We start from the raw sequence: 25168 nt of genomic DNA, 5'->3' as shown, positions 1-25168 counted from the left end.
CATGGAGATTTTGGATCAATTATTGTTTTACCCGTTGGAACGACTTCCGTTTTACCTTCTTACCCTGATTATTGCGTTTACACTTCATGAGTTCTCCCATGCCTATTTTGCGAATAAATTTGGTGATCCAACAGCCAAGCTGTTAGGCAGGGTTACATTAAATCCTGCTGTTCACTTTGATTTTCTAGGGATTATCCTCTTGCTCTTTGCAGGCTTCGGCTGGGCGAGACCTGTGCCGGTAAATCGGGATAACTTTAGCAATCCGCGAAAGATGGGCATTATTGTCTCTATTGCTGGACCCCTCAGCAACTTTTTATTAGGGGTCGTGGGTTGTGTTATATATGCTGGCATGATTCAATTCGGGGTTATCGACGGTATTAGTAACGCTAAAGCAGTCCAAGGTATCCACTTCTTCTTTGATACCTTTATTGTACTCAATTTCTTCTTGTTCCTGTTCAATCTGGTTCCGCTGCCTCCGTTGGATGGATACCGGATCGTTGAGGATCTGGTTCCGCCGCGTGTTCGTGCGAAACTGCAGCAGTTCGAGCAATGGTCTATTATGATCTTTTTGTTAATTATCATTCTTCCAGGCTTCCAAAATTACACGATCAGACCACTGTATGATGGTGCATACAGGTTATCGGTCTACTTCTTAAAATCATTCAATACGATCTTTGGAGGATAAATTAAGGCTTGGTGCCACGGATTTTCTCTGGTCAGGTTGAATGAAAAGTTGTATGATGGGGTTTGGCGATTTTGAGATAGGTGAGGATAAGGATATGCAGCGATATTTCGTTTCACCCGAGCAGTTTAAGGAAGACCGCGTGGAAGTAACCGGAGAAGATGCGAGACATATTTCGAAAGTTATGCGCGGCAAGCCTGGAGATGCATTCATCGTAAGCGATGGTGTGTCCAGAGAAGCGCTGGTGGAGATTGAAAGTATAGAGCAGACAAGTGTTACTGCCGTTATTACCGAGTTATTGGAAATGAATCATGAGCCTCGTTTGAAGGTAACGATTGCACAAAGTCTTCCGAAGGGCGACAAGATGGAGACCGTTATCCAGAAGTGCACGGAAATCGGTGCAGTAACGTTTGTTCCGTTCATATCGGAGCGCACCATCGTTCAGTATGATGCCAAGAAGGAAGGCAAACGATTGGAGAGATGGCGCAAAATTGCCAAAGAAGCAGCGGAGCAGGCTCATCGCAATATCATTCCTGCAGTTGAACAACCGCTTGCGTGGAAACAATTGCTGGGTTCATTTTCTCATTACGACAAAGTTTGCTTTTGTTATGAGAAGGAGCATGGCTCCCAGCTTAGAGACGTTCTAAAGCCATTTACAGCACAGTCGTTACAGGAGCCGGGGTCTGCGGCCAGCCTGCTGCTGCTTGTCGGTCCTGAAGGTGGATTCACAGAAGAAGAGTGCAGAACGGCTGAAGAGGCTGGTGCAGTTTCTGTGGGGCTTGGACGCCGTATTTTACGCTGCGAGACAGCAGGGATGACTGCACTGGCATGCGCGTTATATGAATCTGGAGAAATGGGGGGAGTTTGAATATGCCATCCGTAGCGTTTTATACGTTGGGTTGCAAAGTCAATTTTTACGATACCGAAGCCATCTGGCAGCTTTTCAAGAATGAAGGCTACGAACAGGTGGATTTCGAACAAACCGCTGATGTTTATTTGATTAATACCTGCCATGTTACGAATACGGGGGACAAGAAGAGCCGGCAGATGATTCGCCGTGCTATTCGTCGGAATCCTGACGCGATTGTAGCGGTAACAGGCTGTTATGCTCAGACATCACCTGCGGAAATTTTGGACATACCTGGTGTGGATCTTGTTATCGGTAATCAGGATCGCGATAAAATGATGACTTATATCCACGAAATTGAGAAGTCAAGACAACCGATTAATGCGGTTCGTAATATTATGAAGACTCGGGCATTCGAGGAGATGGATGTGCCGGATTTCGCAGAGCGGACACGCGCCTTCCTGAAAATTCAGGATGGATGCAACAATTTCTGTACCTTCTGTATTATCCCATGGTCCCGGGGATTGTCTCGAAGCCGCGATCCGAAGAGTATTATTCAGCAGGCCGAGCAGCTGGTCAAAGCCGGTTATAAGGAGATTGTCCTGACTGGTATTCATACGGGCGGATACGGAGATGATCTGGAGAACTACCGTCTGTCTGATCTGTTATGGGATTTAGACCGCGTAGAAGGTCTGGAGCGTATTCGGATCAGTTCGATTGAAGCAAGTCAAATCGACGATAAAATGCTGGAAGTGCTTAATAAATCATCTAAAATGTGCCGTCATCTGCACATTCCGCTGCAAGCCGGGGACGATACTGTATTGAAACGCATGAGACGTAAATATACTACAGAAGAATTCCTGAACAAGATGAAGCTGATCCGCAAGGCCATGCCGGATGTGGCAATTACTACGGATGTCATTGTTGGTTTCCCGGGTGAAACCGATGAAATGTTCCAGAACGGCTATCAGCTTATGAAAGAGATTGGATTTTCAGAAATGCATGTCTTCCCTTATTCGAAGCGCACAGGTACACCTGCTGCTAGAATGGAAGATCAAGTAGATGAGGAATTGAAGAATGAACGTGTTCATCAACTGATTGATTTGTCGGAGCAGCTGCAGCTTTCGTATGCTGAGCAATTCGTAGGTCAGGTGCTGGATGTCATTCCTGAACGGGAGTACAAAGGTTCTCCGGATGGTGGTAAAATGCAAGGATACAGCGGGAATTACCTGCAGCTTGTATTTGACGGCGGTCCTGAACTTGAGGGACAAATTTGCCGTGTGAAGGTAACCAAGGCCGGTGTAAATGAATGTGAAGGCGAACTGGTTAGCGTTGGGGAGAACGGATTAGCGGCTGCGGCCCAATAGTACCGGAACAGCCCCTGATAATTGACAAGGATTTCATCTCCATTAATGGAGTGAAATCCTTGTTGCACATGAAGGAGGATACAGATATGAACCGAAAGGAAATTTCTGCGGGTGGTGTAGTATATCGCCATCAGAATGGAGCGCTTCAAATCCAATTAATTCAAGACCGTTATGGGAAAACCTCTCTAGCTAAAGGCAAAATGGAAGCCGGCGAAACAATCGAGCAAACGGCATTACGGGAAATCTGGGAAGAGACAGGCATCGTAGGCAAGATTATCTCTCCAGTCGATATTATTGCTTATAAATACAATCATCCCGAATACGGTGTGGTCGATAAAGAAGTCCATTATTATTTAGTTGAAGCTAAAGAAGGCAGCTTAAAGCCGCAGATTGAAGAAATTAACGCCGTAGAATGGTATGAGCCTCAAGCAGCCTGGAACAAGCAGCGCCAAAGCGGATACAGCAATAATGACATCATTTTACGAAAAGCGCTTGAGCTGTTAAAGATAGATGTTTAATGCGGGTCACTGGATGTCCTGCGCCATATTGGCAAATAACATAGGGGCAATGCGAGCAGGGAACATACAATATTAAAAATCGTCTGGGAATGGGCGATTTGACTGCCGGAATCTGAAGATAATAAGCCGGAAAGGGTAGTCAGGACGTTAATCAGAGGAGCAAACAGAAGAGCTCCTCCTATATTTAATCCCAGATGCGCCCAGGCTACAAATCTCCCCGCTCTCGTGCTGCCTATCGCGGCGATGAGGGCAGTTACACATGTACCGACATTAGAGCCGATTACGATGGCTACTCCAATAGCAGGTGGCAGGACACCGCTTACGGCAAGACTCATGGCCATTGCGATAACTGCAGCGCTGCTGTGTATAAGAGCTGTAAGTGCGGCTCCAGCCAGAATCCCCCATAATACACTCTGCGAGGCATATTGGAGGAACCATCTAAAGACACCAAGCTGCTGGAGATAGGGCCCAATGGACTGCATGATCCGGATCCCGAGCAGAATAAGGGAGAATCCAGCAAGGGCCAGACAGATGAACTGTGTTCTTTCAAGCCTGCTCCGCAGTTTAAATAGTCCAAGTGGAAGCCGGTCATTTAGAATGACGGCGGCCGCCCAGACCAAAAGCGAAAGGATAAACAGCGGTAGGGCAGCTTGACCGATTTGGAGACTGATCAACTCGGTTGTCAGGGTTGTGCCGATATTGGTGCCCAGTATGATGCCCAGTGTTCCTGCATAATTCAGGAGCCCGGCATTGGCGAAGCCGATCGTCAGTACCGTGACAGCTGTGCTGCTCTGAAGCAGAGCCGTAAGACCTGTGCTTGTTATCATTCCTTTTAGAGGGGTGGACGCCGCCTTATTCAGCCATTGATGCAGTTTTGGACCGGCAAATCGCTGTAGCGATACCTCCATTACCTTCATACCCAGCAGAAACACGACAAGGCCATATATGACCGGGAACCAGAGTCCAGAAATCATCAGATTCTCCTTTTATTGTTTTGAAATGACGACGTGAGTCGTTATTGTATATTAATTACGTATATGTTCCTGGAAAGACAAGCATGCATTGATTGTCACAGGGAAAGAAATCAGGGAGTGAAGTGAAGAATGCCATCGGTCATTTTAGATCGCAGCCGCAAGAAAAGATTAGAGCAGAGTCATCCATGGATTTTTAAAAGTGAAATCGCTACGGTTGAAGGAAATCCGGAGCCGGGTGAGCTGGTTCAGGTGAAGAATCACCAGGGCCGTTTTCTGGCAACCGGTTATTATAATCCCAATTCACAAATTACGGTAAGAGTTGTCTCATACCAGCCGCTTGAAAAAATGGACCGCCATTTTTTTGTGACCAGATTCAAAGAGTGCCTGTCTCACCGCGAGCGTTTTATCGGTGACGAAAATGCATACCGGCTTGTTTACGGTGAAGCGGATTTTCTCCCCGGCTTAATTGTAGACCGGTTTGCAGACGTGCTCGTTGTACAGCTGCTTACGCTTGGAATGGACAGCTGCCGTGACAGCATAGTGGAAGCACTGGTAGAAGTAATGAAGCCTGCCGGAATTTATGAGCGCAGCGATGTGTCTGTAAGGGAACTGGAAGGGCTTGAACAGCGCAAAGGTGTGCTGTACGGGGAGTGCCCTCGTCATGTTACGGTTACGGAAAACGGTTTGAAGATTAAGGTCGATATCGTGGAGGGACAGAAGACGGGCTACTTTTTTGACCAGCGTGAGAATAGAGCCTCCATTAAACCGCTTATGACCGGATGGGGGAGCCGGAGCGGCATTACGATGCAGGAGATTGAAGAGGAAGGACAAGCTCGTATTGTTCCGGTCAACAAGAGCGGGAAAGAGGTCACTTTCCCTTACTGGGACGGAGCTACGGTTCTTGAATGCTTCTCACATACAGGAAGCTTTACACTCCACGCCTGCAAATATGGTGCGAAGAAGGTAACCTGCCTGGATATTTCCGCGCATGCGATTGACAGTGCCAGAGAGAATGTGGAACTGAATGGTTTTCAGGATCGCGTTGAATTCGTTGTGGACGATGCATTTCAATTTCTCCGCACACAAGTCAAAGGGGTAGAAGAGCGGGAAGAGCGTGCCAGAGGTGAGCACAAAGTTGATACCTCGAAGCCTTTGACAGCTGGCGGCGGGCGTACCTGGGATGTAGTGATTCTTGATCCTCCTGCCTTTGCCAAGAGCAAGGGGGCGGTTAAGGGAGCCTGCCGGGGCTATAAAGATATCAACCTTCACGGTATGAAGCTTGTGAATGAGGGCGGCTACCTTGTTACAGCGAGCTGTTCCTACCATATGAGACCGGATCTGTTCCTGGAAACGATTCGAGACGCGGCTCAGGATGCGGGCAAAATCCTCCGCCTTGTAGAGTGGCGTGCTGCTGGTAAGGATCATCCTCAAATTTTGGGTGTGGACGAAGGCCATTATTTGAAATTTGCTGTGTTCGAAGTACGCAGTAAATCCACCCTTTAGAATAACTTTTTTATATGAGTATGACGGCTTGATTAAGCGATGGAATTACTGCTTAATCAGGCCGTTTTTCGTATACTTACATACTGCTGAACAGGGATTTCTTATATGTGTTTCTTATGGCAATGCAATCCAAACGTATGTTCCATAGCCAAGCAATTATGCTATACTTACAAGATACCGTCTTGTAATTCACAGTTAATTATTCGACTTTAACTTTTGATATAGATGTTTACATTTATCGAAATTCAGGCTAGAGGGCTGAGGAGGTATAAGATGTCGCTGCATTTTGTCATCGGGCGTTCGGGAAGCGGAAAGAGCACCGCCATATTTGAAGAAATTACGAAACGGCTGAAGGAGGATCCACAAGGTAATCCAATCATCCTAATTGTGCCGGAGCAAGCCTCCTTTCAGACGGAGAACAGACTGGTAAACTCAGGGGTTATTAAGGGAAGCCTTCGGGCTCAGGTATTGAGCTTTCGCCGTCTGGCCTATCGTGTCATGCAGGAAACAGGCGGAGCTGCCAAGATTCCAATTAGCGAGGAAGGCAAGCGTATGCTGCTATATAAGATCATTCAGCGGCGCAAAGATGAACTCAAATTGTTCGGTGCTTCCGGAGATCAGCTTGGTTTTGTAGGCAAGCTCAGTGATTTATATACCGAGATGAAACGATACTGCATTGATTCTACCTGTGTTGAAGACCAGCTTGCACATTTGATAGGCGAGTCAGGCAGCCCCCCAATGCTCAGACGGAAGCTGGAAGATGTATTAACGCTGTACCGGGATTTTGAGCACGAGTTATCCCCGCTTTATATGGATGAAGAAGATACACTGGTTACTCTTGCCGAAGGGATTAGCCGTTCTTCGTATATTTGTAACGCAGAGATTTGGATTGATGGTTTTCATGGTTTTACTCCGCAGGAGTATATCGTGCTTAGGGAATTGATACAGCATGCCTCGTCCGTAACGACAGCACTGACATTAGACAAGCCGTATATGAACGGCATGGTTCCGCATGAGCTGGATTTATTCCATCCTACAGCGGTGACTTATATTAAGCTTCAAGGTGTGGCAGAGGAACTTGGCGCTGAGACAACATATACACTGCTTCAACCAGATCGGCTGCCACGATTTAAGAATTGCGCTCAGCTGGCACATCTGGAACGGGGTTATGACAGAAAAATAAGATGGAAGCAATCGGACAGCGATGAGGCTGAATCCGCCTCGGGCTTGTCTATATATGCTGCCGCTAACCGCCGTGCAGAGGTGGAGGGCGCACTTCGCGAGATGCTCAGATTATCGCGGGAGGAAGGAGCAAGATATCGGGAGATGGCTGTGTTTGCTCGTAATCTGGGAGATTATGAGTCTTTAATCGGACCGTTGTTCCGGGAATATAACGTACCTTTCTTCCTGGACCAGAAGCGAAGTGAGCTTCATCACCCGCTTGTAGAATTCATTCGTTCAGCACTAGATGTAGTCTATCGGCGCTGGCGGTATGAGGATGTATTCCGCTGTGTAAAAACAGATCTCCTGCTTCCGCTGGACGGCTCGTTGTCCCGAGAAGATATGGATGCCCTAGAGAACCACGTACTGGCTTCCGGTATTCATGGGTCGCGCTGGACAGATGGCCGCCCCTGGAGGGGAATCCCGAGTCTCTCACTGGAAGATGCTGCAGGGGGAGAGGAGAACCGCCAGGCTAAAGGTCTGAGTCGCATTGAGGCGTGCCGGTCCGCTATTACCGGTCCGCTGTATGCTTTTGAGAAAAGGATGAAAAAGAGCACAACAGCACTTGATAAATGCACAGCGATTTACAAGCTTCTCCAGGAGGCTCATGTTCCGGAAAAGCTTGAGCTGATGAGCCGCTCATCACTTGAGGAAGGCAAACCTGAAGAAGCAAGAGAGCATCGGCAAATCTGGGGGGCAATCCTGGATCTGCTGGATCAGGTTGTTGAAATGATGGGAAGCGAGAAGCTAAGCACGGAAATATTTACAGGTATATTGGATACGGGGCTAACGGAGCTCAAAATGTCGCTTGTTCCCCCTTCACTTGACCAGGTGCTGGTGGGCAGCATGGATCATACTCGCTCAGGGGGCGTCAAATACGTCTTCTTACTTGGCGTGAATGACGGGGTTGTACCAGCCCAGTTTCAGGATGACGGAATATTGACAGAACAGGAGCGGGTCACGCTTGAGGACTCAGGAATGGAGCTGGCTCCTAATATTTCAAGAAGAATCCTGGATGAACGTTTTCTAATTTACATCGCTCTAACCAGCGCCAGTCATCAGCTGTGGGTCAGTTACCCGGCGGCAGATCATGAAGGCAAGACTCTTCTTCCTTCTGAGGTCATCAGGCATTTGAAGAGTATGTTCCAGTTGAAGGAGCAGGTGCTGTTAGCTCAGCCTCATGGAGAGCAGTCACATGAGGAACAGGGACGATTCGTAGCCGGAAGCGGAAAATCGCTTGCTTTTCTCGTTGCCAGACTTCGTGACTGGAGGAATGGGGAAAGCCTGCCGCCATTATGGTGGGAAGTATACAATTGGTTTGCAAGGAATGAAGAATGGAGAGGTCACCTTGGTAATATGTTGTCCTCGCTCTCATACCGTAATGAAACCAAGGGGCTTCGCAATGAGACAAGCCGGCGTTTATATGGCGGTAAGCTCCGGACAAGCGTATCGCGGATGGAGCGTTTTGTAGCTTGTCCTTTCTCGCATTTTGCGTCCCATGGACTGAAGCTGCGGGAACGTCAGCTTTACCGGCTTCAGGCTCCAGATATCGGGCAGCTGTTTCATGCTTCGCTAACCGACATGGCTGCAAGATTTAAGGAGCAGCACCGGAGCTGGGGCGATCTCAGCGCGGATGAATGTCTCCGGGAAGCGGAGGCTTCTGTAGACCGGCTTGTACCGCTTCTGCAAGGAGAGATATTGCTTAGTTCCAAAAGATACGGATATATATCCCGCAAACTTAAAAATATCGTCGGCCGGGCTTCTGTTATATTAGGTGAGCAATCTCGCCGGGGAAGCTTCGAGCCTGTCGGCCTTGAGCTGGATTTCGGGCCTGATAAGCCGATTCCGCCGCTTGTATTCGAGCTTCCGGGTGGGGTAACCATGGAGGTGGTAGGCCGTATTGACCGGGTGGATATGGCGCGTGGTGAGAACGGGATTTTACTGCGGGTTATTGATTATAAATCAAGCCAGAAGGATTTGAAATTACACGAGGTTTATTACGGATTGTCGCTGCAGATGCTTACTTATTTGGACGTGCTGCTTACATTTGCTGAAGATTGGCTTGGCGAGTCAGCCGAACCTGCAGGCACTTTATATTTTCATGTGCATGATCCGGTGCTTCAGTCCCCGAACGGGATGAATGCGGATCAGGCAGCAGAGGAGCTGCTGAAACGATTCAAAATGAAAGGTCTGCTGCTCGCTGACCGTGAAGCTGTCTCCTTGATGGATTCTTCGCTGGAAAAAGGCCATTCGGCCATTCTTCCTGTTGCGGTTAAGGCAGATGGGAGTTTTTACAGCAGCGCAGCTGTGGCCACGCCGGATCAATGGAAGACACTTCTGAGAGCTGTAAGAGAGAATATTGTACAGATCGGCTCACGGATAACCGGCGGAGAAGTAGCTATCGAGCCTTACCGGATCGGGCAAGAGACGGCTTGTACCCACTGCTCATATCGGTCGGTTTGTCAGTTCGATGAATCCATGGAAGGTAATCACTATCAGCTTTTAGGTAAGCCGGGTAGAGCGCAGGTGTGGGATCTGCTTGAACAGATGAAAGGAGAGAACAACGGTGAACGGAATCATGACTAAACCAGAAGGCAGCATGTGGAGCGATGATCAATGGAAAGCGATAGCTCTTAGCGGAGACGATATTTTGGTTGCAGCTGCCGCAGGTTCCGGTAAAACCGCCGTGCTGGTTGAGCGTATAATCCGAAGAATATCGGATGAGAGCGCTGGCTTTAGCGTGGATCGTCTCCTTGTTGCAACATTCACAAAAGCCGCTGCCGCAGAGATGCGTGAACGCATACGGGAAGCACTGGATAAGGAGCTGGACAAGGATCAGGATAATGAGTATCTCCGCAGACAGCTTGCACTGCTTGGACGGGCGTCGATCACAACGCTTCATTCTTTTTGCATGGAAGTGATAAGACGTTACTATCAGCTGATTCCTCTTGATCCAGGTTTCCGGATATTAAATGAGAATGAAGCTGAGTTGATGCGGCAGGACATCCTGGAGGAGCTGTTTGAGGAGAAGTACGGTGATGCCGAGCAGGGCGGATTATTCCTGCAGCTCGCAGACTGGTTTAGTGGTGAGAGAAGTGATGATGCATTGTATCGTCTTGTACAGCGGCTCTATAGCTTCTCCCGCAGCCATCCCTGGCCGGATCGGTGGCTCCGTGATATGGCAGCCGAATTTCAGGTGACGGATACTGCCGCTCTTGGGGAAACGGCTTGGGTACGAAGCATTCTGGCTGATGCCAAGCTGGCGCTTGCAGGAGCGCTTGGCTTGCTCGAACAGGCGCGATCTGTTGCCCTGCAGCCGGGAGGACCTGCTCCCTATGCAGTCAATATTGATGAGGACAAAGCTTTGGTTGTTTCACTGCTTGAAGCTGTGGACAGCAAACCGTGGGAACAACTGTATGAGGTGTTTCGGGATGTTACCTTCGGTAAACTGAAATCAGTTCGTAAGGATGACGTGCTGCCTGAGCTGCAAGAGCGTGTTAAAGAGCTGCGGGACGCCGTGAAAAAGACATTAAATGAGTTGAAAACAGCTCTGTTTGGCCGCCCTGCATCTGAATTTTTGAAAGAACTCCAAACAGCGGCTCCACTTATGAATGAGCTGGTGGAGACGGTTATTACGTTTGCAGATCGATACCGCGCGGCCAAAGCAGCCAAAAGCACAGTGGATTTTAATGATCTGGAGCATTATTGTCTTCAAATTTTGAGGCATCCCGACTCCGAACCAGGTCAGCTTATGCCTTCGGATGCAGCCCTTGAATATCGCCAGCAGTTTGATGAAGTGCTGCTTGATGAATATCAGGATACCAATAGTGTTCAGGAGGATATTGTCCGGCTGATTTCGAGGGAATCGCCGGGCAACCGGTTTATGGTGGGAGATGTGAAGCAGAGCATTTACCGTTTCCGATTGGCCGAACCCGGATTATTTTTGGATAAATACAAGAACTACGGGACTGAAGCCGATGAGAAAAATGCTCCCGGAAGCCCGGAACTCCTAAGTTCTTCTGGAGTACGGATTGATTTGGCACGAAATTTCAGAAGCCGCATGGAAGTTGTGGACGCTGTAAATATGCTGTTTAGACAGATCATGAATGAATCGGTGGCTGAAATTGCATATGATCAGCGGGCCGAGCTTGTATGTGGTGCTTCTTTTCCGGAGAATACAGCGGATAATGAATGCATGGCAGAGGAGGAAACAACAGGTTCAAACCTGAATAATCCGTATACCCCCGAGCTGCTCTTGATTGAGCGTCTTGGCTCTGAGGCTGAGGTGATTACAGAAGAGGACGGAAGTGAAACGGGCAGTTACTCTCCAGAAGCGGAACGGGTTGAAATGGAAACCGCACAGCTGGAAGCTCGCGCTATCGCTCGACGGATTCGGGAAATGACGGGGGAGAACGGCAAACCGCTTATGATTTATGATAAATCTTTGAAATCAATGCGGCCGGTACAATACGGGGATATGGTGATTCTGCTTCGTTCAGCTATGGTGTGGGCTCCTTTGATTATGGAGGAGCTCCGCCAGGAAGGAATTCCTTCGTTCGGTGAACAGAGCAAGGGGTATTTTCAAGCGATTGAGGTTGAAATTGTCCTTTCCTTACTGCAGGTCATCGACAATCCGCGGCAGGACATTCCGCTTGCTTCTGTCCTTAGGTCTCCTATGGTTGGGCTGTCAGAAGAGGAGCTTGCTCAGGTTCGTCTCTGCGCATCGGGAGCTTATTACGATGCACTTTGTGAAGCGATTGCTTTATATGATCCAGGCCTTCTTCATAATGAAACAGGATTGAATGCCGGTCGATGGCTCGAGGGATTTGAAACGCCCGGGATCGCTGAGACAGCGGCAGGATTGGCCGACTTCTCAGATTTACGCGGGTCCTTGAGAACAGCTTATCCGCATCGGACACAGGGGACTGAGCCTGCGATTTCCAAGGAACTGTTCGATAAGCTGAACAAATTTATGAGAAGACTGCAAAGCTGGCGTAAAGATGCGCGCCAAGGAAGCTTAAGTGACCTGATATGGCGGATTTACAGTGAGACAGGCTATTTGGACTGGGTCGGCGGTCTTCCGGGAGGTACACAGCGCAGAGGGAACTTAACAGCGCTGTATGACAGAGCTGTACAGTATGAACAGGATACCTCATCCAGAGGCTTGTTCCGCTTTCTGACCTTTATCTCCCGTTTGCGTGATAATGGGGGAGATTTGGGAGCTGCGAGCGCTGCGGAGAGCCAGGGGAATGCCGTGCGTCTGATGACCATTCATAAGAGTAAAGGACTGGAGTTTCCAGTTGTTTTTGTTGCCGGTATCTCCAAAAACTTTAACCAGCAGGACCTGAACGCTCCCTTCTTGATGCATAAAGAACTCGGCTTCGGTCCGAAATATGTGGATGAGAAGCTTCGGGTCAGTTATCCAACTCTGCCGAATCTTGCGATCCGCCGCCGATCTCAGCTGGAACTGCTGGCTGAAGAGATGCGCGTTCTCTACGTTGCGCTTACGAGACCTAAGGAGAAACTGGTGCTTGTGGGAACCGTGAAGGATCTCCCCAAAAAAATAACCGCCTGGTCACAGGCAGATCATGTGCTTGAACTGCTCCTTCCGGATTATCTGCTTGCACGCGGACGAAGTTACCTCGATTGGATCGGACCTGCGATTATTCGTCATCCGTCTGCGGCTGTATTGAGGGAGGCTGCAGGCCTTGAGCCACTTGAGCATAAGGCTCTTTCTACAGACAGCACGAGCTGGATTATCAGAGTGAATACTTCCGATTCCATAGCTGGGACGGCACTTGTTCAAACGGAAGAGGGAAAAGATGAGAGCGATAGAACGGATAAGGAATCGGCACTGCGAAAGCTTGATCCGGTTACCGACATCGGCTGGAACGGCGAGGGAAGTATTCAGGAGATGAGACAAGATATTTATCATCGACTTAACTGGTCATACCCTTATCAGGCGGTGAGCGGAATATCTGCGAAAACCTCTGTATCCGAGATGAAAAAACTTCTGGCTATGCAAGATCAGCCTTCACTAGACTTGATTGAGGAGGCTGCAGTTCGTAAGGAACAAGAAGAGAAACCGTGGGCGAGCGGCCAATTTACGTTTCATTTGCGGAGACCTAAATTTATGGAGGAGCATGCGCTGTCTCCGACAGAACGAGGAACTGTATATCACACGATCATGCAGCACTTACCGCTTGACCGCAGAACGGATCTTGCAGTAATCGAGCACACCATATCCATTCTTATTGACAATGAGACGATTACAAGGACGCAGGCTGAGGCTGTAAAACCGGAAGAAATATCAGGTCTCTTCCAATCCCCTGTTGGATTGAAACTAATTGAGGCACAGCAGGTTTGGCGCGAGATGCCTTTCTCCTATGGCCTTTCTGCTGCAGAAGCTTATAAGAACTTATCCTTTCTCGGTACTTCCGAGAAGGCAGGAGATTCCCTCGATAAGGGTGGTCAATTGCTTAAGGATGAGATTGTATTGATTCAAGGGGTTGTAGACTGTCTGTTTCGGCATGAAGGACAATTGGTATTACTGGACTATAAAACAGATCGTGTACTGGAGCACCGCGGAGGTATTGAACGGTTAACCGAACAGTATCGCTTCCAGTTAGAGCTGTACAGCAAGGCGCTGGAGGATATTCTTAGCGAGCCGATCATCGAGCAATGGCTCTATTTCTTTGATAGCGGGCAAGCCGTACTCTTATAGCTTGATTCTTGGCATAAATGAACATCCAATGCTCCTTGGAACCATTATGGTCTCAAGGAGCAACTTGTAGTATGGAAGGAGAAGAAGGAGTTATGCGGATTTTGCATACAGGTGACTGGCACTTGGGGCGAACGCTTGAAGGGCGGAGCCGTTTGGCGGAGCAGGAGGCTTTCCTGGATGAACTCGTAAGAATGGCTGACGATCAGCAGGCGGATCTCATTTTAATGGCAGGTGATGTATATGACTCCGTCAATCCGCCAGCAGCGGCAGAGCAGCTCTTCTACGATGCTGCCGCCCGGCTGACAGACGGTGGTCGTCCACTGGTCGTCATAGCCGGTAACCATGATCAGCCTGAGAGGGTATCCTCTGTGACGCCATTAGTGGCCAAACGCGGAATGACGCTCATCGGTCTGCCTGTAACAGAAGCTGTTACAGTTACAGCCTCCAGAACAGGAGAAATTGCAAAAATAGCGGCTTTGCCCTACCCGTCTGAAGCAAGGCTGAACGAGCTGCTTGCTTCAGATGGCGGCAGTGAAGATGAGCTTCGCCGGGCCTATAGCGAACGGGTTGGACAGCTGATGCAGATGATGGCACGTGATTTTTCCCCTAAGACCGTTAATCTGGCTATGAGCCATATTTATGTGCTTGGCGGATTGGAGTGTGAATCTGAACGGCCGATTCAAGTTGGCGGAGCTTATACGGTTGATCCATCAGCGCTTGCTGTTGGCGCCAGCTATACAGCTTTGGGTCATCTTCACCGTCCACAGGTGGTTAAGGGTGAGGGAATTATTCGATACAGCGGATCGCCACTGGCCTACAGCTTCTCGGAAGCAGGCCAAGCAAAGTCGGTGACGATGGTGGATGTTTCACCCGGCGGCACACCTGTCATCGAGGAACTGTTTCTAAACTGCGGTCGTCCGCTGGTACGCTGGAAGGCAAAGGGCGGGCTTCAGGAGGTGTACCGATGGCTGGACGAGGGGCGTGATCCCCGCGCTTTTATTGATCTTGAAGTTTCGTTAACAGAAGCGATGGGACTGTCAGATATTCACCGCCTCCGGAAGAGTCATGATGGAATTGTTCATATTCGGCCAATCTATCCTGAAATGGAAGCAATGGAGCTGGAGATGGAACGTGTAAGGATTCCGCTGCCGGATCTGTTCCGCAAGTTCTACCAGCGTCAGACCGGTGGCGCAGAGCCGGAAGACAGCCTGGTCGATCTCTTTTTGGAACTTGTGGATGAAGACGAAGCGGAAGAGGTGACGAAATGAAGCCTGTATTACTGAAATTAGCCGGACTTCAAAGCTACCGTGAGCCTCAGGAAATTGATTTTGAAAGACTGTGCGAAACTGGATTGTTCGGGATATTTGGGCCGACGGGAAGCGGAAAATCGACACTTCTTGATGCGATTACATTGGCCATGTACGGAAAAGTTGAGCGGGCGGTAAATGGTACTCAGGGGATTATGAATCATTCTGAAGACAGCTTGTCCGTTTCGTTTACTTTTGAGCTGGCTGCTCCAGCAGGACCCGAGCGCTACAGGGTTGAACGGCGTTTTAAGAGAGTGAATGAGCTCTCAGTAAGCAATACGATCAGCCGTTTTATTGCAATAACCGATGAAGGTGAAACCGTTGTTGCGGACAAGCTTGCGGATGTGACTCGGTGTGTAGAAGAGAAAATCGGGCTGAAAATGGACGATTTTACGAGAGCAGTTGTACTTCCGCAAGGGAAGTTTGCCGAGTTTTTATCATTAAAGGGCAGTGAACGGCGGCAAATGCTTCAGCGTCTGTTTCATCTTGAGCGTTATGGTGATCAGCTTGCGTTAAAATTGAGCCGCAGAGTGAAGGATAATGAGGGAGCTTTAAAATCGGTTGAGGCTGAACAGCAAGGTCTTGGCAATGCCGGCAGGGAAGCCGTAGATGGAGCTGAGAAGACCTTGCTGGAAGCGGCAGCACATGCTGAGCAATCCAGACGAAACTTGCAGGCTGCTGCCGAACGCAGTGAAGCCATGAGCAAGATCCGTGAGCTTGATTTAGAACAGCGGCAGCTGCGAAGCAAGCTGGAGGATTTATCCTCAAGAGAGGAAGAGATACAGAATTATGAGCGGAAGCTGGAACTTGGTGCAGCAGCCAAGCTGCTTGTTCCGGTTCTGGACTCTCTTCGGGAATCCGTGAAAACTCAAATGCAGTTATCAGACAAGGCTGAACAATTATCCAATCAATCGAATCAGTTGGAAAAGACAGCTGAAGATGCTTGCAAGGCGGATGATACGGCCCAGGCAGCATTATCAGCTGAAGAGCCTAAGCTGCTGCAAAGGACGGAACAATTGGAACAGGCCGTCGTACTGCAGCGGGAACGTGATGTCCTTCGCCGTGAACTTGCCTCGCTGGATGAACAGCGTACGAGTGCCAGAAAATCGCTTGGTGAGTTGAATGGGAAGCTACAAAAGGAACAAGAGTTGCTGGATAGAGGACAAAAACGCCAGGAAGAGCTGCAGCAGTCCTTGAAGCAGCTTGAGACACGGGCACAGGATCGTCAATTGCTGCATGATGCAATGCATAAGCGGCAATCTGTCCTTTTGGCTGAAGAACAGGCGGCGAAAGCCGAGGTCGAATGCAAAGACCAGCTCGTAAAACAGCAAAAGGCGGAGGCCGAACTGACAGAGACTCTAAATATTGAAAAAGAAGCCCAGCAGGAACTGGCAAAGCTGGCCCATGAGGTTGAAAGGTTTAGACATTCAGCTTCTGAAGCAGTGAAGTTCGCAGATGAGGGAGCTGTTCAGGCTGCCTCAATATTGAATGCTATGAACGAATCTTTGCGGGAGCAGCAGCTGCACGCTTTATCCATTTCATTGGCAGACGAGCTTCGTGATGGTGAGGCATGTCCTGTCTGTGGAAGTGTGCATCACCCTTCGCCTGCTCAGTCCGAGACAATTTCTTCGGAGTCAGCGAAGAAACAGCTGGAGCGTTTCAGACAGGGACAGGAAGAATTACAAGAGCTTCGTTTACTTTTGCGCCAGCAGTTGAACGAGATTTCTTCATTATCAATTCATGGCACCGTGAGAGAACAGCTCGATACTAGTCCTGTCGATACTCAAGATAACTCTTTCTCAAATGTCAATGCTGAAGCAGCGGCTGGCCTTCTCAACGAACTCTACTCTGATCTTCCCGAAACGAAGCTTGAAAAGCTGAAGGAATTCGTATCTTCACTAAGTACGATTCAGATTAATCAGGCCGCAGCTCTCCTTCAATGCCGAGAAAAGGAAGCTATGTTACAACAAAGACTTTCATCGATACAGCAGGAATTGGCTAAGCGAACAGCTTCTTCTGAAAATGCCCGGGCTTATGCCGAGCAGCTTGGAAACAAACTAGCTGTTGTGAAGGAGAATGTCCGAGTACTGAAGCAGAGTTGGGAAGAAAGCAATCTGGGCTTTGGCTTACAGGACATTGAGCTTCGTTTTAAGGAAATGCAAGAACGTGATGCTAAGGCGGAAACGGTGAAAGATGGGCTCGAACGCAGTGTTCCTTTTCTGGAAGAGAAGAAGAAGAATGTATCAAGCTTTGAGAACCAGGCTCGGGAACTGGAGAAGCAGCTGATTCAATGGGATGCTCAGCATCTTGGAAAACAGGAATTGCTGCAGGAGAAAGAGGAAAGGCTTCATGCGTGGATCGGAGATCGTTCGGCGGAGGAGTTGCTGCAGGAATGCAGGCAGCGGCTTATGGCAATTAAATCGACTGCTGAGCGCTCACGTGAAGAACGGCGTAAAGCTGAAGAAGCGAAGCAGCAAGCGATTAAGGAAGCGGCTATCGCCAAGCAGGCTGCCGATTCTGCGGCAGGTCATGCCAAGGCTGCTGAAGAACGCTGGCTGAAGCAATTAAGAGAATCTCCTTTTGCATCAGAAGAAGGGGTTATAGAAGCTTTTATTACCCCGGAAGAGTCGGAAGTATACACCAATCAAGTCCAGGCTCATCGTGAAGGACAGCGTGAGTGCTCTTTACGACTGAAGGATGTTGAATTAAAGCTGAATGGTGGAAAATTCAATGAACAAGAATGGCAGAAATGCAAGGAGATGCTTGATCAATATCGTCAGGCAGATGAATCGGCAATTCAGTTTAAGGCTCGTGCTGAACGCGATCTGGAAGACCTGCGGAAGCGTCATGTTCGATTTATGGAGCTGGAAGAGAAACGCTTGACGCATGTTACAGAAGGAGAGCGATTGACTAAATTACAGTCCTGTCTGCGAGGAAATGCATTTGTAGAGTACATTGCTGAAGAACAGCTGATGCAGGTTAGCCAATCGGCATCACAGCGGCTGAGATTTCTTACGAAACAGCGCTACTCTTTGGAAGTGGATTCCGGCGGCGGATTCGTCATTCGGGATGATGCCAACGGAGGTGTTCGCAGACCTGTTTCAACCCTGTCCGGTGGAGAAACCTTTCTTACCTCCCTATCCTTGGCGCTGGCGTTATCTGCCCAGATCCAGCTGAGAGGACAATATCCGCTCGAGTTCTTCTTCCTGGACGAAGGTTTCGGCACATTGGATCCGGAGCTGCTTGATACCGTAATTACTTCACTTGAAAAATTGCATAACGATCAACTTACTGTAGGCATTATCAGCCACGTACCTGAACTCAGGGCGCGTCTAGCACGCAAGCTGGTTGTACAGCCGGCAGGACAAGCTGGTGGCGGCTCACAGATCATTTTGGAAACCCTATAGTCTGCATTTGCAGCGTGACATTTTTCACAGATACAGTTACATGCGGCTGTTATAATACAGTTAAGCCGACATTCTTAGTAGAAGTACCCCGGCGGAAGTATGGCAGAGAGCAGTATTGCTCTTGTATCATACTTCCGCTTGCTGGACAGCTGAGTTCCAGCTGACCCGGGTGCTTCTATTTTTTTTTTTTTTTTTTTTTTGCCAATTGGACGGGTTTGCCGTTTTTCTTGTATGATGGGAGCAAGTTAAATGATCTGAGATTTGAGGAGGTAATATGATGGATTGCTTGTTTTGTAAAATTGCGAATGGAGATATTCCTTCCAAAAAAGTGCTCGAGAATGATCAGGTACTTGTGTTTCATGATATTCAGCCTGCTGCCCCGGTGCATGTTCTTATCATTCCGAAGAAGCATATTGCTTCAATGAACGAAGTCCAAGGAACGGATCTTGAACTGGTTGGAGAGATTCATAAGGCTGCACAAGAAGCTGCGGCTGAACTGGGTATTGCAGATAGCGGTTATCGCCTTATTAATAACTGCGGCCGTGATGGAGAACAAACCGTTCATCATTTGCATTATCATCTGCTTGGAGGCGCACGTCTGGGTGCCCTGACTGGCATCTCATCCTCCCACTCTTCATGAGTTTTGAAGCAAGCCTGTTAATAAGTTCAAAAAAACACACTCAAGGTTGACACCATATTTCTGTTTGCCCTATAATGAAGAATGATGAACCGTGTTATTGCTCTTGGACGGTCTGGTCGGAGGGAGGGAAAACTGGTGTCTGAAACGAAAGTTCGCAAAAACGAGACAATTGATGCTGCACTTCGTCGCTTCAAACGTTCCATTGCTAAAGATGGCGTCTTGGCAGAGGTGAAGAAACGTAAGCATTATGAAAAGCCAAGCGTAAAGCGCAAGAAAAAGTCCGAGGCTGCTCGTAAGAGAAAGTTTTAGGAGGAAATGAACTAGCATGAATCTTAGCGAACGATTGAACGAAGATATGAAGCAAGCGATGAAGAGTAAGGACAAGTTCAAACTCTCCACTATTCGAATGGTTCGTTCGACGATTAAAAATCTTGAAATAGATTTGAAAAGAAGTTTGGATGACAACGAAGTGCTTGATATTATTGGTCGTGAAATCAAACAGCGCAAAGATGCCCTCCAAGAATTTGAAAAAGCAGGTCGTGAAGATCTTGCCGCAGATGCTAAAGCAGAAATTGAAATACTTAGCGCCTACCTTCCAGAACAGCTTTCTGAAGAAGAAATTAAAGTCATTGTACAGCAGACCATCCAGGAAACCGGTGCTTCTTCAAAAGCCGAGATGGGTAAAGTAATGAGTGCTCTCATGCCGAAAGTAAAAGGGCGTGCAGATGGAAAGCTTGTCAACCAAGTTGTTCAACAATTTCTGTAACAACATAAGCGAAACACTCCTTGATTAAATCAAGGGGTGTTTTTTCATTTATACCCGGCATAGGACGTATTTTTTTGAAACGTTTTATAAAGTTAATCGTAATAAATACTATATGATCATAAGGCTCTACATAAGTTATTCTAATGGCAGTACGCATCGTTTATAATGACGGGTAAGTGTTTTGCTGATGTACCATGTCGTAAAGGAGGGGGATAAATGAAATTTAAAGGCTCATGGGTAAGACGAATTGGGACTATTATAGGAGTACTTGCACTTATTCTGATATCTGCTGGGATGTGCTTAAGCCCGATGAATAAAGCTGTGGCAGCTAATAGCGGCTCAGTGTATGTCATACCAGTAGAACATCAGATCGAGCGTGGATTGACCAGCTTTATGGAACGCGGTTTTAAAGAAGCAGAGAAGATGGAAGCTGGTTTAATCGTGCTGGAGATTAATACACCGGGAGGCCGGGTGGATCAGGCTGAAAAAATCGGGAACCTGATCAAGGGTACTAAAATTCCTACGGTTGCGTTTATCCGTGGGGATGCCGCATCGGCAGGAAGCTTTATTGCACTGAATGCAGACAAGATTGTAATGGCAAAGGGAAGTATGATTGGCGCCGCATCCATGGTGGACAGTATGGGTAATCCAGTAGAAGATCCCAAGCTGATCGCCTGGTGGAAGAGCAAGATGGCAAGTGCTGCTGAAGCAAATGGACGCCCGAAGGAAATTGCTCAAGGCATGGCAGACCTTAATATGAAGGTGGAAATGCCCGAGATCGGAAAAACTAAAGAACCTGGCGAGATCATCGCCTTAACACCAGATGAAGCTTTAAAGGTTGGATATGCGGATAAGATGGCGGACAGCACGAATGAAGCCATTGAATGGATGGGATATTCGACGGATGATGTGTTTCGTATGGAGCTTACCTTCTCAGAGAAATTGGCAACATTTTTGACGAGTCCTGGTGTGATGACACTGCTGCTCTTTATTGGTATTGCAGGGGTCATAATAGAGGTGATCGTTCCGGGGTTTGGAGTTCCCGGCATACTTGGAACCGCCGCTTTCATCTTATATTTCTTCGGTAATTCTGTTGCCGGATTTGCAGGGTCTGAGACATGGATGCTGTTCATCATCGGTATTGCCATGCTGCTGATGGAGCTGTTTGTACCGAGCTTCGGAATTCTAGGAATTGTAGGTTCTGCAAGCTTGATTGTGGGCGTAGTCCGCGCAGCTTACAGTACATCGCATGTGGCACTGTCCCTCGGAATAGCGGCTGCTTGCGCGTTGGCTGCTATCGTCGTTGTTGCTATTGTGTTTAGGGAACGTGGAATATGGAACAAGTTCGTTTTACAGGACAGCCTCACTAAAGAAAAAGGGTATATCCCGACTGAGGATCGTGACATTATGATCGGCCTCGTGGGCAGAAGTATTACTCCTTTACGTCCATCGGGAACGGCAGAATTTGATGGCCGCCGGTTAGATGTGGTAACGGTAGGAGGCTTTATAGAATCAGGCCGTGCTATACGTGTATTAAAAACGGATGGAACCCGGATTGTGGTCGAGGAGATTGAAGCGTAAATGCGGTCCGGATGTTGATTAACTTGCTTTCTCTGGTAAGATAAATATAAGAAAAAATGATATGGAGGATGATTAATAAGATGGAAGGATTAATTCCTGTTCTACTGATTGCAGTTGTTGCGATCATTGTGCTGAGCGTGTTCTTTAGCTTCTTCCCGTTAATGCTCTGGATTTCGGCACTCGCATCCGGCGTTCGCATCGGTATAATAACTCTTGTAGCAATGCGTCTGCGCCGTGTTACACCTAGCCGTATCGTAAACCCGTTGATTAAAGCAACGAAGGCCGGTCTAGGCTTGAATATTAACCAGCTGGAAAGCCACTATTTGGCTGGCGGTAATGTAGACCGCGTTGTAAATGCACTGATCGCAGCACAGCGTGCAAACATTCCGCTTGAATTTGAGCGGGCTGCTGCTATCGATCTGGCTGGTCGAGACGTGCTTCAGGCTGTACAGATGAGTGTTAACCCGCGCGTTATTGAAACGCCGGTTGTGGCTGCTGTAGCGAAAGACGGTATTGAGGTTAAGGTTAAGGCTCGTGTTACGGTACGTGCTAATATTGACCGCCTTGTCGGTGGTGCAGGCGAAGAAACGATCATCGCCCGTGTCGGAGAAGGGATTGTTACAACCGTCGGTTCGGCTGCTTCACATAAGGATGTGCTGGAGAATCCGGATCTGATCTCAAGAACGGTTCTTTCTAAAGGCTTGGATGCCGGTACGGCATTTGAAATTCTGTCTATCGATATCGCGGATGTGGATGTAGGTAAAAATATCGGTGCTTACCTGCAGACAGAGCAAGCAGAAGCAGATAAGCGAATCGCACAGGCGAAGGCGGAAGAGCGCCGTGCAATGGCGGTTGCACAGGAACAGGAGATGAAAGCACGCGTCGTAGAAATGAGAGCACGCGTTGTAGAATCCGAATCACAAGTGCCTTTGGCTATGGCAGAAGCGCTTAGAGATGGTAAGCTTGGTGTGATGGATTATATGAATATTAAGAATATCGAAGCGGATACTCAGATGAGAGGATCGCTTGGCAAGATGGGCGAGAATACAGATGGGCCTGACGCTCCCAAAAATAATAAATAATGATGGGGTGAGCCACTGATGCAATGGATTTTTGATAATATCTCCATCGTGGCCGTCATTGCTTTTTTCATCCTCTCCTTTTTGGGGAAAATGGGCAAAAGTACTAGTGAGGATAAACCGAACCGGATGCCTACATTTGGAGGCGGCGGTGATCCGGCCAGACAAGGACCGAAGCCCGTAAAGTCGGAACACTCTGGTCAGCAGTTCCGCCCTGTTCAGTCCCGACCAGGAGCACCTGCTTCAATGGATACACCGTCAAATGACCTTTCGCTGGAACGGGTGGATGATCCGTATGCTTATGAACAAGAGAGAACGATAGACAATTCTTTTGATCATGATGGTCACATTGAAATGTACTCCGAGCTGGAAGATCCTCATGAGGAGCGCGACAGTATGGAGAAGCGCAAGCGGGATATGCAAGCTGAGCTTGATCTGATTCATAAGCAATTAGACCGAATGACCTCTCACATACCTGAAACGACTCTAGAGGTTACAGATACCGATGGCAATACCAAGAAACAACAATCGCAATTTGCAAAACAGGCTGTAAACGGGATTATCTGGTCTGAAATTTTAGGCCCTCCTCGTTCCAAGCGTCCTATGGGGCGTAGGTCATAAGCACAGCTTCATTTATACTAAAAGGCCGAAGAAGGACTCTACAAGAGTTCATGTCTTCGGCTCTTTGTTTTTTTATGTGCAAGTATTGCAGGCGGTGCCAGGGGATTCATTCTCTGCACCGTCATTTTTGGCTTTTGGTCTATTTTGCTTTCTTCAGCAAACTGTGGGCGTGCGAGGGGACGAATCGGTTCCGGAGAAGCGGCAGCGGTCGCTTAAAAGCTTTCCAAAGGAAAGCTACATCGGAAGCATAAGCTTTGTAGTCCAATTTCCATCCTTGCTAAAACCATTCAGGAAATTGGAGTACAACAGCGATAGTAGGAATGATTCGTACCCGTAGCGCCTCAGAACAGAAAAAAGCACGCAAGGAGGCCCCCTTACTACTTGCATAAAAAGGGCTTTTCGCTCATAAGGTGTACAGTACAGGAAGGGGGAAGGCCTTCATATGTCCCGCATCAGCCGCAAGCTGCAGAAATGGACTCAAGAAATGCTTGATTTGCCGCAGGACCTGCTGTTTGACTTGCCGCGGTTGACCCTGATTGGCAATAAGGAGCTTCATATTGAAAATCATCGGGGAGTCCGCCATTTTTCGGCGGAAAAGCTTATATTGTCCCTTGCCCAGGGTTCAATGGAAATATCCGGTTCCGGCCTTTCCATTCGGGCAATTCAGAGCAGTGAAGTAACGATTGAAGGGATAATCCATCATATTGAGTATATAGGAACGGGGGAGAAGCCTTGAACATTCCGACAATGATATCCATTCGTGGTTATTTAAAGCTTACGGTTCGGGGAGAGCATGTAGAAGCATTCATCAATGCATTGGTCGAAACAGGAATCCCGGTATGGGAGGTAAAACCAACGGGGGCGGACTCGGCAGAGTTCAAGCTGCTGCTAAAGGATTTCAAGGGGCTGCGCCCTTTGTTAAAGCGGACAGGCTGCAGAACCCGTATTCAGGAACGTTATGGATTCCCGTTCCGAGTTTTACGTCTGCTGAAACGGAAAGTGTTCGTGGGTGGGATTGTGATGTTTTTTGCAATATTGCTTGTCTTGTCCTCAATGGTTTGGAATGTAAGTGTAGAAGGGAATGAAAAGCTGGCATCCGAGGATGTGCTTGAAGCGGCGAAACAGGAAGGGATATATCCCTATCAATGGATATTCAGGCTTAAATCACTGGACAAGCTGTCAACGAATCTGTCAGTCCGGCTGCCTGGAACCTCTTGGGTTGGGGTGGAGAGAAACGGTACAAGGATTCGAATTCACATTGTAGAGGCTTCTGTGCCAAAGAAACCGGAACTGCTTAGTCCACGCCATCTGGTCAGCACGAGTGATGCGGTAATCACTCAAATCTATGCCGAGAAAGGCATACCGAAAGTTCAAATTAATAATCGGGTTAAAAAGGGCCAGGTTTTGATTTCAGGAATTTTGGGTGATGAAGAGAACACTAAATCGGTCGTTGCCAAAGGCAAAGTAAAAGGGCTTGTATGGCACGAATATCAGATCGAGGTGCCTTTGGTTAAGACCAGGAAAGTATATACAGGAGGAACTTATGAAAAATCCTATCTGGTCTTCGGGGACCGGGCTGTTCAATTATGGGGATATGGCAAGAGTCCTTTTGAGAAACATGAGATATTGACGCTATATGATCCGTTGACCTGGCGATCACGGGCGCTTCCAATGGGCTGGATGACGGAGAAGGTGATGGAGGTCAATGAAACGAAAGTAACGGTGACAGAGGAGGAAGCCAGGAAAGAGGGTTTAGACCGGGCTTTTCGGGATATATTGGCTAAATATGGCCCGGAAACAAGGCTGGTAAGCCAAAAAATTTTGCATGATAATAAAGAGAATGGTAAAGTTTATATGAAAGTACTTTTTGAGGTGGAAGAGACCATTTCGAAAGAGCTTCCCATAGTATACAATCAAGGAGAATGAGGCTA

At 48.1% G+C, this 25168-nt stretch carries 18 protein-coding genes; 17 read left to right on the top strand and 1 reads right to left on the bottom strand.

Going from position 1 to position 25168, the window contains the following annotated elements; translation table 11 throughout:
• The first annotated feature begins 1 nt into the window (after position 1).
• The 4 genes from BN1234_RS10815 (at position 2) to BN1234_RS10800 (ending at position 3414) form a co-directional block, all read left to right on the top strand.
• Positions 2-685, top strand: a complete 684-nt coding sequence (locus tag BN1234_RS10815) for a site-2 protease family protein (RefSeq protein ID WP_054956675.1) — start codon at positions 2-4, stop codon at positions 683-685.
• Between the two features lie 94 nt (positions 686-779).
• Positions 780-1550, top strand: coding sequence for a 16S rRNA (uracil(1498)-N(3))-methyltransferase (locus BN1234_RS10810; RefSeq protein WP_054956697.1), 771 nt, complete (start codon positions 780-782; stop codon positions 1548-1550).
• A gap of 2 nt (positions 1551-1552) precedes the next feature.
• Positions 1553-2896, top strand: a complete 1344-nt coding sequence (mtaB, locus tag BN1234_RS10805; protein ID WP_054956674.1) for a tRNA (N(6)-L-threonylcarbamoyladenosine(37)-C(2))-methylthiotransferase MtaB — start codon at positions 1553-1555, stop codon at positions 2894-2896.
• Positions 2897-2982: 86 nt separating this feature from the next.
• The gene (locus BN1234_RS10800; RefSeq protein ID WP_054956673.1) at positions 2983-3414 is read left to right on the top strand and encodes an NUDIX hydrolase; all 432 of its coding nucleotides are present in this window, start codon (positions 2983-2985) and stop codon (positions 3412-3414) included.
• Here the strand turns inward: BN1234_RS10800 and BN1234_RS10795 are convergent.
• Positions 3411-4388 carry a Na/Pi cotransporter family protein gene (locus BN1234_RS10795; protein WP_054956672.1) on the bottom strand — a complete coding sequence of 326 codons (978 nt, stop codon included), beginning with the start codon at positions 4386-4388 and terminating at the stop codon, positions 3411-3413. The genes BN1234_RS10800 and BN1234_RS10795 overlap by 4 nt on opposite strands.
• Positions 4389-4517: 129 nt before the next feature.
• Between BN1234_RS10795 and BN1234_RS10790 the strand changes: the two genes are divergently transcribed.
• The 13 genes from BN1234_RS10790 (at position 4518) to yqfD (ending at position 25163) form a co-directional block, all read left to right on the top strand.
• Positions 4518-5891: a class I SAM-dependent rRNA methyltransferase gene (locus tag BN1234_RS10790; protein WP_054956671.1), complete on the top strand. Its 1374-nt coding sequence runs from the start codon at positions 4518-4520 to the stop codon at positions 5889-5891.
• 273 nt (positions 5892-6164) lie between these two features.
• A complete protein-coding gene (gene addB, locus BN1234_RS10785; RefSeq protein ID WP_054956670.1) occupies positions 6165-9698 on the top strand; it encodes a helicase-exonuclease AddAB subunit AddB in 3534 nt (1177 codons plus the stop codon).
• On the top strand, positions 9679-13836 hold the full coding sequence (locus BN1234_RS10780; RefSeq protein WP_245640147.1) for a UvrD-helicase domain-containing protein: 4158 nt from the start codon (positions 9679-9681) through the stop codon (positions 13834-13836). Before addB ends, BN1234_RS10780 begins: the two co-directional genes overlap by 20 nt.
• A 92-nt stretch (positions 13837-13928) precedes the next feature.
• The gene (locus BN1234_RS10775) at positions 13929-15104 is read left to right on the top strand and encodes an exonuclease SbcCD subunit D (protein WP_054956695.1); all 1176 of its coding nucleotides are present in this window, start codon (positions 13929-13931) and stop codon (positions 15102-15104) included.
• Positions 15101-18550, top strand: a complete 3450-nt coding sequence (locus tag BN1234_RS10770; protein ID WP_054956669.1) for an AAA family ATPase — start codon at positions 15101-15103, stop codon at positions 18548-18550. Before BN1234_RS10775 ends, BN1234_RS10770 begins: the two co-directional genes overlap by 4 nt.
• A 277-nt stretch (positions 18551-18827) precedes the next feature.
• A complete protein-coding gene (locus BN1234_RS10765; protein ID WP_054956668.1) occupies positions 18828-19190 on the top strand; it encodes a histidine triad nucleotide-binding protein in 363 nt (120 codons plus the stop codon).
• A gap of 135 nt (positions 19191-19325) precedes the next feature.
• Positions 19326-19499: a 30S ribosomal protein S21 gene (rpsU, locus tag BN1234_RS10760; RefSeq protein ID WP_005547957.1), complete on the top strand. Its 174-nt coding sequence runs from the start codon at positions 19326-19328 to the stop codon at positions 19497-19499.
• 16 nt (positions 19500-19515) lie between these two features.
• Positions 19516-19956 (top strand): GatB/YqeY domain-containing protein, encoded by a 441-nt coding sequence (locus BN1234_RS10755; protein WP_054956667.1) that lies wholly within the window; start codon positions 19516-19518, stop codon positions 19954-19956.
• 216 nt (positions 19957-20172) lie between these two features.
• Complete coding sequence (locus BN1234_RS10750) at positions 20173-21537, top strand: NfeD family protein (protein ID WP_054956666.1); 1365 nt, start codon at positions 20173-20175, stop codon at positions 21535-21537.
• 80 nt (positions 21538-21617) lie between these two features.
• A complete protein-coding gene (gene floA, locus BN1234_RS10745; protein ID WP_082423161.1) occupies positions 21618-22619 on the top strand; it encodes a flotillin-like protein FloA in 1002 nt (333 codons plus the stop codon).
• 18 nt (positions 22620-22637) lie between these two features.
• Complete coding sequence (locus BN1234_RS10740) at positions 22638-23237, top strand: YqfB family membrane protein (RefSeq protein ID WP_054956664.1); 600 nt, start codon at positions 22638-22640, stop codon at positions 23235-23237.
• Positions 23238-23679: 442 nt separating this feature from the next.
• Positions 23680-23973, top strand: a complete 294-nt coding sequence (gene yqfC / locus BN1234_RS10735) for a sporulation protein YqfC (protein WP_054956663.1) — start codon at positions 23680-23682, stop codon at positions 23971-23973.
• Complete coding sequence (yqfD, locus tag BN1234_RS10730) at positions 23970-25163, top strand: sporulation protein YqfD (protein ID WP_054956662.1); 1194 nt, start codon at positions 23970-23972, stop codon at positions 25161-25163. Before yqfC ends, yqfD begins: the two co-directional genes overlap by 4 nt.
• The last annotated feature ends 5 nt before the right edge of the window (positions 25164-25168 follow it).

This window comes from Paenibacillus dakarensis (assembly GCF_001373415.1).
Classification (GTDB): domain Bacteria; phylum Bacillota; class Bacilli; order Paenibacillales; family Paenibacillaceae; genus Paenibacillus_AQ; species Paenibacillus_AQ dakarensis.
Note: the sequence above shows the minus strand (reverse complement) of the source record. Positions and strands in the feature narration are given on the sequence as shown.